Source organism: Mesorhizobium robiniae (assembly GCF_040545535.1).
Classification (GTDB): domain Bacteria; phylum Pseudomonadota; class Alphaproteobacteria; order Rhizobiales; family Rhizobiaceae; genus Mesorhizobium; species Mesorhizobium robiniae.
The window spans coordinates 500,047-512,960 of sequence record NZ_JBEPMC010000002.1 but is presented as its reverse complement, the minus strand read 5'-3'; the positions used below and the strand labels follow the sequence as shown (position 1 = coordinate 512,960).

At 62.1% G+C, this 12,914-nt stretch carries 13 protein-coding genes; 6 read left to right on the top strand and 7 right to left on the bottom strand.

Annotated elements, in window-relative coordinates; translation table 11 throughout:
- Nucleotides 1-35 precede the first annotated feature (35 nt).
- From corA to ABID19_RS06805, 4 genes are all read left to right on the top strand, one after another.
- Entirely contained in the window at nt 36-1,130 is a 1,095-nt protein-coding gene (corA, locus tag ABID19_RS06820) for a magnesium/cobalt transporter CorA (protein ID WP_354489053.1), read from the top strand.
- Nucleotides 1,131-1,313: 183 nt separating this feature from the next.
- On the top strand, nt 1,314-1,583 hold the full coding sequence (gene rpsO, locus ABID19_RS06815; protein WP_006337962.1) for a 30S ribosomal protein S15: 270 nt from the start codon (nt 1,314-1,316) through the stop codon (nt 1,581-1,583).
- Nucleotides 1,584-1,997: 414 nt separating this feature from the next.
- The gene (gene pnp, locus ABID19_RS06810) at nt 1,998-4,145 is read left to right on the top strand and encodes a polyribonucleotide nucleotidyltransferase (RefSeq protein WP_354489049.1); all 2,148 of its coding nucleotides are present in this window, start codon (nt 1,998-2,000) and stop codon (nt 4,143-4,145) included.
- 91 nt (nt 4,146-4,236) lie between these two features.
- Nucleotides 4,237-5,250: a class I SAM-dependent methyltransferase gene (locus ABID19_RS06805; protein ID WP_354489047.1), complete on the top strand. Its 1,014-nt coding sequence runs from the start codon at nt 4,237-4,239 to the stop codon at nt 5,248-5,250.
- Between the two features lie 40 nt (nt 5,251-5,290).
- Here ABID19_RS06805 and fabI read toward each other — a convergent pair whose 3' ends face one another.
- From fabI to fabA, 3 genes are all read right to left on the bottom strand, one after another.
- Nucleotides 5,291-6,103 (bottom strand): enoyl-ACP reductase FabI, encoded by an 813-nt coding sequence (gene fabI, locus ABID19_RS06800; RefSeq protein ID WP_354489045.1) that lies wholly within the window; start codon nt 6,101-6,103, stop codon nt 5,291-5,293.
- 28 nt (nt 6,104-6,131) lie between these two features.
- Nucleotides 6,132-7,352 (bottom strand): beta-ketoacyl-ACP synthase I, encoded by a 1,221-nt coding sequence (fabB, locus tag ABID19_RS06795; RefSeq protein ID WP_354489043.1) that lies wholly within the window; start codon nt 7,350-7,352, stop codon nt 6,132-6,134.
- 112 nt (nt 7,353-7,464) lie between these two features.
- On the bottom strand, nt 7,465-7,983 hold the full coding sequence (fabA, locus tag ABID19_RS06790) for a 3-hydroxyacyl-[acyl-carrier-protein] dehydratase FabA (protein WP_352934021.1): 519 nt from the start codon (nt 7,981-7,983) through the stop codon (nt 7,465-7,467).
- Between the two features lie 242 nt (nt 7,984-8,225).
- Between fabA and irrA the strand changes: the two genes are divergently transcribed.
- A complete protein-coding gene (gene irrA / locus ABID19_RS06785) occupies nt 8,226-8,657 on the top strand; it encodes an iron response transcriptional regulator IrrA (RefSeq protein WP_006337949.1) in 432 nt (143 codons plus the stop codon).
- A gap of 66 nt (nt 8,658-8,723) precedes the next feature.
- Here irrA and ABID19_RS06780 read toward each other — a convergent pair whose 3' ends face one another.
- Nucleotides 8,724-9,281, bottom strand: coding sequence for an SH3 domain-containing protein (locus tag ABID19_RS06780; protein ID WP_354489041.1), 558 nt, complete (start codon nt 9,279-9,281; stop codon nt 8,724-8,726).
- Nucleotides 9,282-9,438: 157 nt separating this feature from the next.
- Here ABID19_RS06780 and ABID19_RS06775 point away from each other — a divergent pair, with 157 nt between their 5' ends.
- Nucleotides 9,439-10,440 (top strand): 2-hydroxyacid dehydrogenase, encoded by a 1,002-nt coding sequence (locus ABID19_RS06775; protein ID WP_352934016.1) that lies wholly within the window; start codon nt 9,439-9,441, stop codon nt 10,438-10,440.
- Between the two features lie 18 nt (nt 10,441-10,458).
- Here the strand turns inward: ABID19_RS06775 and ABID19_RS06770 are convergent, their stop codons facing one another.
- Genes ABID19_RS06770 through recF form a run of 3 tightly spaced genes read right to left on the bottom strand, consistent with a single transcriptional unit; the run spans nt 10,459 to nt 12,904 of the window.
- Nucleotides 10,459-10,941 (bottom strand): GNAT family N-acetyltransferase, encoded by a 483-nt coding sequence (locus ABID19_RS06770; protein WP_435528696.1) that lies wholly within the window; start codon nt 10,939-10,941, stop codon nt 10,459-10,461.
- Between the two features lie 3 nt (nt 10,942-10,944).
- Nucleotides 10,945-11,697 carry a molybdopterin-synthase adenylyltransferase MoeB gene (locus ABID19_RS06765; RefSeq protein WP_354489040.1) on the bottom strand — a complete coding sequence of 251 codons (753 nt, stop codon included), beginning with the start codon at nt 11,695-11,697 and terminating at the stop codon, nt 10,945-10,947.
- A 31-nt stretch (nt 11,698-11,728) separates the two neighbouring features.
- Nucleotides 11,729-12,904: a DNA replication/repair protein RecF gene (gene recF, locus ABID19_RS06760; RefSeq protein ID WP_354489038.1), complete on the bottom strand. Its 1,176-nt coding sequence runs from the start codon at nt 12,902-12,904 to the stop codon at nt 11,729-11,731.
- Between the last annotated feature and the right edge of the window lie 10 nt (nt 12,905-12,914).

The following is a 12,914-nucleotide window of genomic DNA, read 5'->3' as shown; positions in this document are numbered from 1 at the left end:
CTAATCTCGACGAGACTTAAACATCCGAGGGGCACATGGCAAAGGCCGAGACGATCAAGAAGCGGGCGCCGGTGACAGCACGGCGGCCGCCGGTCGGCGCATCGCCGGGCACGCTCATCGCCGACCCGGCCGCGCGGCGTAGCGAACTGCGACTGACACTGATGTCGCCCGACAAATTCGAGACAATCGACGATGCCAGCATCGACGACGTCAAAGCCAATTGCGACACGTGGCCGGTCATCTGGCTCGATTGCACCGGCCTCGCCAATATCCCGCTAATCGAGGAGATCGGCCGGATTTTCAGCCTACACCCGCTGGCGCTTGAAGACGTCGTCAACACCGGCCAGCGGCCGAAGGTGGACTTCTTCGAGGACCATGCCTTTGTCGTCGTCAGGATGATCGACGACGTCACCGCGCATCGTTACGAGCAAATCGCCGTCTTCTTCGGCAAGAACTTCGTCGTCACCTTCCAGGAGCGCGAAGGCGATCCGTTCGATCCCGTGCGCAAGCGCATCGAAAGCTCGATGCCCAATCGGTTGCGCGCACGCGGCGCAGACTATCTCGCCTATGCGCTGATCGACGCCATCGTCGACAGCTATTTCCCGCCGATCGAGACTGCCGGCGAATTGGTCGACAGCATCGAGGACCAGATGCTGCGCGCGGCGGACAAGCACCAGATGCGGCGGCTTCACGAGTTGCGGCGCGACGCCAATGTGCTGAAGGGAGTGCTTTGGCCGATGCGCGATGCGCTGGCGACGCTGATCCGCAACGATGTGCCTTATGTGAAGGCCGAAACCAAGGTCTTCCTGAACGACACGCTCGATCACTCGCTCAGGCTCATCGAACTGGTCGAAACCCAGCGCGACATGCTGACCGGCCTGATCGAAATGCACCTGTCGCTGAGTCAGGCGCGCACCAGCGACGTCATCAGCGTCCTGACGATCGTTTCGGCAATTTTCATCCCGCTCACCTTTCTCGTCGGCGTCTGGGGCATGAATTTCGATCCCGAAAGCTCGCCGTGGAACATGCCTGAATTGAAGGCCCAGTACGGCTACCCGGCGGCGCTCGTGTTCATGGCGCTTATCGCGCTCGGGCTTATCGCTTTCTTCAGATGGAAGAAGTGGTTATAGCCGAAGGGAAATCTTCGTTTGGGCATCAAAAAGCCGGCTTGTGAATTGGGCTGGTGTTTTTGCCTGAATTGCACTATATGCGCCGCAGCATCGTGCAATGACACGTTGCTTGTACCGGCCCCTGCTGGACGACATCCCGGCTGAGGGCGTCCCGTTTCCTCAAACAGATAAAGGAAAAACACGATGTCGATTACTGCCGAGCGCAAAAAAGAATTGATGGGTGAATTCGCAACCGCCAAGGGCGATACCGGGTCTCCGGAAGTCCAGGTGGCCATCCTTTCCGAGCGCATCAAGAACCTGACCGACCATTTCAAGGACCACAAGAAGGATAATCATTCCCGCCGTGGTCTGCTTGCTCTCGTCTCCCAGCGCCGCAGCCTGCTTGACTATCTCAAGCGCAAGGATGACGCGCGCTATCAGACGCTGATCGAGAAGCTCGGTCTGCGCCGTTGACGAATTGACCGGCGGGCTCTTTCGAGAGCCCGCCGGTCGCGCATTGGAGCATCGGATTTATCCGACGCTCCGATCAAGGAACAGGGCGCCGTGTGTCACCTGGACGCGCAGAGGGACGCTCTGAAAGTTTGAATTTGCGCATGGTGCCTTCCGAAGGCCGCGGCTTTCGGGATCATGCGTAAGGCCAGTTGAATCGATTGGCCAGACCCGGTTTCGAAATAGCACAGGGCCTTTCGAAACCGCCCATGGACGGTCATGGGGCAGGATTGCAGGACGCTCGCACGGCAATCGCGCCGGATTTACCTGAGCTTCCCGTTGTCTTGCCCGTGGCTGCCCGAGAAACGAAGCCAAGGGGGAAGGGGCATTCGCGCACGGTGAAACGGCGCGGCCCTTTCCGCATATAAAGGACAAGATATGTTCAATCACCACAAAGTGGAAATCGAATGGGGCGGTCGTCCGCTCATCCTCGAAACCGGCAAGATCGCGCGCCAGGCTGACGGCGCAGTGCTCGCCACCTACGGCGAAACCAAGGTTCTCGCCACCGTCGTTTCGATGAAGGAGCCGAAGCCCGGCCTCGATTTCTTCCCGCTGACCGTCAACTACCAGGAAAAGACCTATGCCGCCGGCAAGATCCCAGGCGGTTATTTCAAGCGCGAAGGTCGTCCGAGCGAGAAGGAGACGCTGGTCTCCCGCCTCATCGACCGCCCAATCCGCCCGCTCTTCGCCGACGGCTACAAGAACGACACGCAGATAGTCGTCACCGTCGTCCAGCACGACCTTGAGAACGATCCGGATATCCTGTCGATCGTCGCCACCTCGGCGGCCCTGACGCTGTCCGGCGTCCCCTTCATGGGCCCGATCGGCGGCGCCCGCGTCGGTTACATCAACGGCGAATATGTGCTCAATCCGCATGTCGACGAGATGCAGGAATCCAAGCTTGACCTGGTCGTCGCCGGCACTGCCGATGCTGTGCTGATGGTCGAGTCCGAAGCCAAGGAACTCGGCGAGGATCTGATGCTCGGCGCCGTCATGTTCGGCCATCGCGGCTTCCAGCCGGTAATCGACGCGATCATCAAGCTGGCCGAGGTTGCCGCCAAGGACCCGCGCGATTTTACCGCGCCGGACTATTCGGCGCTTGAAGCCGAGATGTTGAAGATCGTCGAAGGCGAGCTTCGCGATGCCTACAAGATCACCGACAAGCAGAAGCGCTACGCCGCCGTCGACGCCGTCAAGGCGAAGGTCAAGGCTGCGTTCGTACCTGCCGAAGGCGAGGAAGCAAAATACACGTCCGAACAGATCGGCACCGTATTCAAGGAGCTCCAGGCCAAGGTCGTGCGCTGGAACATCCTCGACACCGGTTCGCGCATCGACGGTCGCGACCTGAAGACGGTCCGCAAGATCGTCTCCGAAGTCGGCGTCCTGCCACGCACCCACGGCTCGGCGCTGTTCACCCGCGGCGAGACCCAGGCTCTGGTCGTTGCCACGCTCGGCACCGGCGAGGACGAGCAGTACGTCGATTCGCTGACCGGCATGTACAAGGAGAAGTTCCTCCTTCACTACAACTTCCCTCCCTATTCGGTCGGTGAAACCGGTCGCATGGGTTCGCCCGGCCGCCGCGAAATCGGCCACGGCAAGCTCGCCTGGCGCGCCATCCGGCCGATGCTGCCGAGCGCAGACCAGTTCCCCTACACGCTGCGCGTCGTCTCGGAGATCACCGAATCCAACGGTTCGTCGTCGATGGCCACCGTCTGTGGCACCTCGCTGGCGCTAATGGATGCCGGCGTGCCGCTGGCCAAGCCGGTCGCCGGCATCGCCATGGGTCTGATCAAGGAAGGCGAGCGCTTCGCGGTGCTCTCCGACATCCTCGGTGATGAGGATCACCTCGGCGACATGGACTTCAAGGTTGCCGGCACCGCCAATGGCATCACCTCGCTGCAGATGGACATCAAGATCGAGGGCATCACCGAGGAGATCATGAAGATCGCGCTGGACCAGGCCAAGGACGGCCGCCAGCATATTCTCGGCGAAATGGGCAATGCGCTCTCCGGCGCGCGTTCCGAACTCGGTGAGTTCGCGCCGCGCATCGAGGTCATGCATATCCCGACCGACAAGATCCGCGACGTGATCGGCTCGGGCGGCAAGGTCATCCGCGAGATCGTCGAAAAGACCGGCGCCAAGATCAACATCGAGGACGACGGCACGGTCAAGATCGCTTCGTCCAACGCCAAGGAGATCGAGGCGGCGAAGAAGTGGATCCACACCATCGTCGCCGAGCCGGAAGTCGGCGAGATCTACGAGGGCACGGTCGTCAAGACTGCGGACTTCGGCGCTTTCGTCAACTTCTTCGGTCCGCGTGACGGCCTCGTCCATATCTCGCAGCTCGCCAACGATCGCGTCGCCAAGACCTCCGACGTCGTCAAGGAAGGCGACAAGGTATGGGTCAAGCTGATGGGCTTCGACGAGCGCGGCAAGGTCCGCCTGTCGATGAAGGTCGTCGACCAGGCCACGGGCAAGGAAATCGCCCGCGACAAGAAGGCCGAAGGCGAAGAAGACGCCGCCTGAGCGATCTGACACTATAATCGAAGCGGGCGCGCCGACAGGGCGCGCCCGTTTTCATTTTCAAGACAAGCCAGCTGCATTTCGAGATCGAAAAATGTCCGCCGAGCCGCTGAAAACATTGTTCCACCCATTCGAGGCCGGGGCTGCCTCCGTGCCGCGTGAAGGCGAGCGCGTGCTCTTTCTGGGCGCTGAACCGGGTTTCCGCCTGCCCGAAAGCTTCGATGCAACACTGCATCTGGTGCAAGGCTTCCGCCCGCATTTTCGCACGCTGCAGAGGGCCGGCTTCACGGTCACGCCGCGCCTGGAGGGCGAAGGTTTCGATGCGGCACTGGTGCTTGCCGGCCGTCATCGCGGGCAAAACGAATTGCGCATCGCTGAGGCGATTGAGCGTGTGAGGCCGGGCGGATCGATTATCGTCGCTGGCGCCAAGGACGATGGCATTGCCAGCCTGCGCAAGCGCACCGACGAACTTGTGCCGCTCGATGGCCATTTGCCGAAACATCACGGCATCGCCTTCTGGTTCCGTCGGCCGGCCGATGCCGCGGCCGCTGCAGCACTTTACGCCGCCAATCCAGCCCTTCTGGTCGAGGGCCGTTTCCGCACCGCACCGGGCATGTTCTCTTTCGACAAGATCGATGCAGGTTCGAGATTGCTGGTGGACAATCTGCCCCGCGACCTGCGTGGCAATATTGCCGATTTCTGCGCCGGCTGGGGCTATGTGGCGGCCGAGGTCGCCGCCCGCTCACCCGGCATCTCGGCGCTCGATCTCTATGAGGCGGAGTTCGATGCGCTGGAGGCGGCGAAGGGCAATATCGGCAACACAGCGGCCGAACCAAATTTCTTCTGGATCGATCTTTTGAGCGAGCCGGTCGAGCGCCGCTATGACGCCATCGTCATGAACCCGCCCTTCCACCGCAGCCGCGCGGCAGAGCCGGAGATCGGCGCCGGTATGATCCGCGCAGCGGCGAAGGCGCTGAAGCCGGGTGGGCGGCTGTTCATGGTGGCGAACCGTCAGCTGCCCTACGAGCCGGTGCTGGCGGCCGCCTTCTCCAGCCATGCCGAGATCGCCCGAGACGGGATGTTCAAGATTCTCGCAGCGCGATGCTGAGGCGAAGTTTTACCGGACCAAGGCATCTTCTACGGCCGAATTATTCCCGGCCGTTGTCGGCCTGCTTCAACTCGTCAAGCGCCGGCATCGAGACAATGTGGTAGCCGGAATCGACATAGTGGATTTCGCCGGTGACGCCCGACGACAAGTCTGACAGGAGGTACAGCGCGGAACCACCAACTTCGTCGATGGTCACGGTACGGCGCAGCGGCGAGTTCCGCTGCTGGTAGGAAAACATGTGGCGTGCGTCGGAAATCCCGGCGCCGGCCAACGTCCGCACCGGTCCTGCCGATATGCCGTTCACCCTGATGCCGCGCGGGCCGTAGTCGTTGGCGAGATAGCGGACGCTGGCTTCCAGCCCGGCCTTGGCCACGCCCATGACGTTGTAGTTCGGCATGACGCGGACCGAACCCGCATAGGTCAGCGTGATCATCGAGCCGCTGTCCTTCATCAGCGTCGCGGCATGACGCGCGACCTCGGTGAAGGAGTAGCAGGAGATGACCATAGTGCGGACGAAATTGTCACGGCTGGTGTCGGCGTAAAGGCCCTTCAGCTCGTTCTTGTCGGAAAAACCGATGGCATGGACGACAAAGTCCAGCCCACCCCAGGCCTTGCCCAAGGTCTCGAAGGTAGCGGCAACCGATGCGCTGTCCTCGACATCGCAAGGCACCACCAGCGTGGAGCCGAGCTTATCGGCAAGCGGCTTGACCCGCCGCCCGAAGGCTTCGCCCTGATAGGTGAAGGCGAGTTCCGCCCCATGTTCGGACAGTTTCCGAGCGATCCCCCAGGCGATGGAATGGTCGTTGGCTACACCCATGACAAGCCCGCGCTTGCCCTTCATCAATCCGTCCATGGTTGGCAATCCTTAAAAAACGCGGGCCTTATGCGGAATAACGCTGGAAAATCAGCGTTGCGTTGGTGCCACCGAAGCCGAACGAATTGGACAAAACAGTGTCGATCCTCGCGTTGTCGATACGCTCCCGCACGATCGGCATGCCTTCGAATTCCGGATCGAGCTGCTCGATATGGGCGCTCTCGCCGATGAAGCCGCCTTGCATCATCAGGATCGAATAGATCGATTCCTGCACGCCGGCCGCACCCAGCGAATGGCCGGTCAGCGATTTTGTCGAGGTGATGAAAGGCATCTTTTCGCCGAACACCTCGCGGATCGCGCCCATTTCCCTGGAGTCACCGACCGGCGTCGAAGTGCCATGTGTGTTGATGTAGTCGACTGGCGAAGAGGTGGTCGCCAGCGCCTGCCGCATGCAGCGCACCGCACCTTCGCCGGAGGGCGCCACCATGTCATAGCCGTCCGAGGTAGCGCCATAGCCGACGATCTCGGCGTAGATCTTGGCGCCGCGTGCCTTGGCGTGCTCGAGCTCTTCCAGGACCAGAACACCGGCGCCGCCGGCAATGACGAAGCCATCGCGGTCGGCGTCATAGGCGCGCGAAGCGGCCGATGCCCTGTCGTTGAATTTGGACGACATGGCACCCATCGCGTCGAACAGGTCCGACATCGTCCAGTCGAGATCCTCATGGCCGCCGGCGAAGACCATGTCCTGCTTGCCCCACTGGATCAGTTCGTAGCCATTGCCGATGCAATGCGCCGAGGTCGAGCAGGCCGAAGAGATCGAATAGTTGACACCGTGGATCTTGAACCATGTGGCGAGCGTCGCCGAAGCGGTCGACGACATCGCCTTCGGCACGGCGAACGGGCCGATGCGCTTGGGGCTGCCGTTCTTGAGCGTGGTCTCGGCCGCTTCGACGATGGCTCGGGTCGATGGTCCGCCCGATCCCATGACGATGCCTGTGCGCTCATTGGTGATGTCGCTCTCGCCAAGTCCCGCGTCCGCGATCGCCTGGTCCATGGCGACATGGTTCCAGGCCGCACCCTGCGACAGGAAACGCATGGCGCGACGGTCGATCATCGCGGAGGGGTCGAGCGTCGGCGCTCCCCACACCTGGCAGCGGAAACCATGTTCTGCGAATGAATCGGAGAAGCTGATGCCGGACTTGGCATCGTGGAGCGAGGCCTGCACCTCGTTGGCATTGTTGCCGATCGACGACACGATGCCGAGGCCTGTCACTACGACCCGTCTCATTCGCAACTCCTTCCAGTGCATGAAACCTGTCGGACAAGGATCATGCGCAAATTAAAGTTCTACAGCTTCCTTTTGCGCGTCCCGTGGACTCGCGACGCTGTGGCGGCGCCGGTCAGGCGGCAGCCGATTGCTTGGACAGACCCACCTTTAGATCCGTTGCTGCGTATATGGGTTCGCCATCCGCCTTCAGCCAGCCATCGGCGATACCAAGCACCAACCGCCCGCGCATTACGCGCTTGAAGTCCACGCCATACTCCACCTTCTTGACCGACGGCGTCACCATTCCCTTGAACTTCACCTCGCCGGTCGACAGCGCCATTCCCTTGCCCGGCTCGCCGAGCCAGCCGAGGTAGAATCCCGTCAATTGCCACATGGCGTCGAGGCCCAGGCATCCCGGCATGATCGGATTGCCGATGAAATGGCAGGCGAAAAACCACAGGTCCGGCTTGATGTCGAATTCTGCGCGGATGAACCCCTTGTCGAAGGCACCGCCCGTCTCGCTGATTTCGGTGATGCGGTCGAACATCAGCATCGGCGGATAGGGGAGCTGGGCGTTTCCAGGTCCGAACAGCTCGCCGCGGGCGCAGGCAAGCAGTTCTTCGTAGCCGTAACTGGATTTCGAAACCGCCATCAATCTCTTCCCCGTAATCGTCCGGGCGGTAGTGCGCCCTTGTCGTTGGTTTCCTAACACAATCTATTTCAGGCCGGAAACCGGCGTTTGCGCTTAACCTGCCCGTCTGCCTGGGTCAATGCGCGCTATTGATCGTATTCGGCCGACAGAATATATGTCGGGGTGTGTCCAGTTTCGGCCAACGCTCGTTTTTTGCCATTCTGGGCATACGTTGGGGCGAAACTGTGAGCTTGGACGGATAGATGGATCTGGGCTGCCGGAAGGAAAACGTCGCTGTGGACAAGCGGGTTCGCGAAGCTGGCCTGAGGCCGACGCGTCAGCGCATTGCGCTGGCCGATCTGCTTTTCGCCAAGGGCGACCGCCATCTGTCGGCCGAGGAGCTGCATGAGGAGGCGATTGCCGCCGGCGTGCCGGTGTCGCTCGCCACCGTCTACAACGCCCTTCACCAATTCACGCAAGCGGGCCTTCTGCGCATCCTGGCCGTCGAGGGGTCGAAGACCTACTTCGACACCAACACCTCTGATCACCATCATTTCTACATTGAAGGCGAAAACAGGATCTTCGATATCGCCAGCGGTCCTGTGACGGTTTCCAACCTGCCGGAGCCGCCGGAAGGCATGGAGATCGCCAATGTCGATATCGTGGTGAGGCTGCGTCCCAAACGCTGCGATTGACCGGCGCTTCATTGGGCGAGATACTTCCCGGCCGCGGGATCATGATCCCGACCCGACGAGAAGAAGTCAGTTCTTGACCCGTTCGCCCGGATAGGCGCCCCAGACAAGCGACTGAGCCAGCCAACCGGTGTGGCCGTCGAAGGTCATTTCGCACCACTGGCCGTCACAGGACTTGATCGTGCCCATAACGCCCGGCTCGATGATCGCAACGATGCTGGCGTCCTTTTGCGGGTCGTCGAGAAGATTGATTCGGGCATCCTTGCCGCGCTGCCAGGGTGCCACGATCGCCGTGCGGCGGCCTGAAAGCAGCGACTGGTTGATCCAGCCTTCCGAGCCGTCGGCATCACGCACACGACGCCAGGTGTCGAATTCCTGGATGATCTCCATCGGTAGGCCGGGCTTCATGTACATCCAGTCGACGGAATAGTTGACGCCCGGTCCAACGCGGGAGTTGACGCGGGCCGATTTCAAGCTGACGAAACGCGGTAGCGGCAGGCCGCTCGGCCCGAGCGTGACACTCTGGGCGGGTGCTGCGGCATTCTGTGCCGCCGCATGCGGAGAACAAAGAAGGGCGCCGAGAAATGCTGCGCTGAGGGCCAGGCGGAGCGACGCGAAACCAGACACTTTCATTCCTTTCGGCGCCGGCTCATCGGCCTTGGCGCCCCTTTTTCTTTGTCTTCGGCGGAACCTCTTGTTACATGGAGAACTGGCACCGCGACCGGCCTCCAGTTTCGCCTGTCTTGGTTAAAGAGGTCTCAACGAGGTCGGGTTCGAGGAAACAATGGTAGGCAGAAAAAGGCCCCTCGTCGTCATCACACGCAAGCTGCCCGACCCGGTCGAGACCCGCATGCGTGAGCTGTTCGACGCCCGGCTGAATGTCGAAGACAGGCCGATGACGCAACCGGAACTGGTTGCGGCGGTCAAGGAAGCCGACGTGCTGGTGCCGACCATAACCGATCATATCGACGCAGCGCTGATCGCCCAGGCCGGCGACAACCTCAAGCTGATCGCCAATTTCGGCAACGGCGTCGACAAGATCGACGTGGCGGCGGCTGCGAAGAAGGGCATCACCGTCACCAACACGCCGAACGTGCTGACCGAAGATACAGCCGACATGACCATGGCGCTGATGCTAGCGGTGCCGCGCCGGTTGGCAGAAGGCGCCAACGTTCTGACCGGCGACAAGAAGTGGGCGGGCTGGTCGCCAACCTGGATGCTCGGCCGGCGCATCTGGGGCAAACGTCTCGGTATTGTCGGCATGGGCCGTATCGGCACCGCTGTCGCCCGGCGCGCCAAGGCTTTTGGGCTGTCGATCCACTACCACAACCGCCATCGCGTGCTGCCGGCGGTCGAGGACGAGTTGGAGGCGACCTACTGGGAAAGTCTCGACCAGATGCTTGCCCGCATGGACATCATCTCGGTCAATTGTCCGTCGACGCCGGCAACCTTCCATCTGCTCTCGGCGCGGCGGCTGGCGCTTCTGCAGCCGTCGGCTTACATCGTCAACACGGCGCGCGGCGACATCATCGACGAAGACTCTCTGGTCAAGCTGATCCAGGACGGCAAGATCGCCGGCGCCGGCCTCGACGTCTACGAGCATGAGCCAGCGCTGAACAGCAAATTGCTGAAGCTCGCCGCCAAGGGCAAGGTCGTGCTGTTGCCGCATATGGGATCGGCGACGCTCGAAGGCCGTATCGACATGGGCGAGAAGGTGATCATCAACATCCGCGCCTTCTTCGATGGCCACCGCCCGCCGGACCGTGTACTGCCGCTGCGGACGTGACTTAACGTCAGCGCAAACTTACGAAAGCACCTTGCGCATGGTGATCGAGGTCGGACGGTAGTAGCCCTTATGCGCCGTCCGCTCCGTTTCGCGAAAGCCGAGGCGGGCAAAGGCCGCGTGATTTGCGGTCAGTTCGACCCGCGTCTGAAGCTCGATAGCAGGCTTGCCGCGATGGCGGGCAAGATCCTCGACCGCCTGCATCAGCTGCCTGCCAATCCCTTGTTCCTGAAAGCCGGGTTCGACCGCGAGCTTTCCGACATAGAAATCATGGGCCCGTTCCAGAACGAAAACGCAGCCGACGACGCCGTCGCCGTTCAGCGCTGCAAAAGCCGTTTCTTGCCTGGCCTTGTCCCGGAGGTTTTCCACCGTGAGCCGATGCGCCGAGGATGGTGGATCGATGACGCCGTCCATCGAGGCGAAGGCGCGCATGATCAGCGCCAGCACCTCGTCCCAACGATCGAAATCGGCCGGAAGCTGCTCGACGGAAACCGGGCTGCCCAAGATCTAGTTTCTCTTGTAGCGGATCGTATCAAAGCGCGCCGTCAACGCATCGTAAAGCAGCAGCCGGCCGACCAGCGGCTCGCCGATGCCGGCAATCAGCTTGATCGCTTCCATCGCCTGCAGCGTGCCGACGACGCCGGTCAGCACGCCGAGCACGCCGGCCACAGCGCAGGACGGCACCAGGCCAGATGGCGGCGGCTCCGGAAAAAGATCGCGATAGCTTGGGTTCGGCCTGCCGTCCGCGCCGGTCTCGAACGGTTTCAGCACGGTTACCGAACCGTCGAAGCGGCCGACAGCGGCATGCACCAGCGGCCGCTTTTCGGCGGCGCAGGCATCGGCGACCGCATAGCGTGTTTCGAAATTGTCGGAACCGTCGACCACGATGTCGTAGAGGGCGACGAGGGCAGGGGCGTTGTCCGCCGTCAGCCTGAGATTGTGCAGTTCCACGGCTACGTTGGGATTGATGCGGGCGATTGCCGCTTTGGCACTGTCGGTTTTCGCCATGCCGACGGTGTCGGTGCCGTGGATCACCTGTCTTTGCAGGTTTGACAGCGAGACGCTGTCGTCGTCGATGATGCCGAGCGTGCCAACACCGGCGGCGGCAAGATATTCGAGCACCGGCGCTCCCAGCCCGCCGGCACCGATGACCAGGACCCGCGCACGCTTCAGACGCTGCTGGCCGGCGCCGCCGATTTCGGGCAGCACGATGTGGCGGGCGTAGCGTTCAAGCTCTTCGTCGGTGAGGGTGGTCGTCATTGCTAGACAATATAGCTGCCGAGATATCTTGTCAGGCGTCTTTGGTTGGCTCAACCGTACCATGATCGACCGTCAGGAACTGCGCGCGTCCTTTGAGACTGGAAAACAGCGCTGCATCGGTTCCGGTCATGAAAGCCTGGCAGTTCAGCTCTTCCAGGATCGAGAACAGCGCGGCACGCCGGCCGCTGTCGAGGTGTGCGGCTATCTCATCGAGCAGCAAGATCGGCGTCATGCCCGACATCTCGCCGGTCAGCCGGGCATGCGACAGGACCATGCCGACCAGCAGCGCTTTCTGCTCGCCGGTCGAACAAAGTTCAGCCGGCATCGCCTTGGGCCGGTGCCGCACCACGAGATCCGAACGGTGCGGGCCGTCGAGCGTGCGCCCGGCGGCGCGGTCGCGCTCGCGGCCCTCGGCAAGAGCGCGGCGGAACCGCTCCTCGACATCGACAGCTGCGGAAGTGGCGACTTCACTTTCCAATGCACCCGACAGGCCGATGTCGGCTTGCGGAAACGGACCGGCGCTTGGCAGCCTGTCGATCATCGCGGCAAGCAGGCGTACCAGTTCGGCACGCGCGGCGGCAATCGCCACACCGGTTTCGGCCATTTGCGCCTCGATCGCATCGAACCAGGCGCCGTCACGCGAGCCTTCGGCGAGCAAGCGATTTCGGCCGCGCATGGCTTTCTCGTAGTCGAGCGCGCGGTGGCCATGGCCGGGATCGATCGCCAGCACCTGCCGGTCGAGAAAACGCCGGCGGTCTGCGGCCGGCCCGGTGAACAGTGCATCCATCGCCGGTGTCAGCCAGACGACACGCAGCCATTCCAGCATGTCCTCCGCCGAGCGCGCTGCCGCGCCATTGATCCGCACCCGCCGGCCGCCCTCGCCGGCGGTGTCGCCGCCGGCAAAGCCGGTGCCGATCTCGACCGCGCCGTCCGGCCCATCGAGCCGGGCATGGAGGGCAAAGCCGCCGTCGCCTCCTTCGCGCGCCACATCGGCATAAGGTGCACGGCGCAGGCCGCGACCCGGTGTCAGCAGGGAAATCGCTTCGAGCAGATTGGTTTTGCCGGCGCCGTTGTCTCCGGAAAAAACCACGGCGCCAGGATCGAGATCGATCGACAGCGTTGCATAATTGCGGAAATTCGTAAGTGATAACTTACTTATGTGAGTCTGCTGCTGGTCGCGCTCAGCTTGCTTCGCAGCTCCGGTCATGACAGCAAGA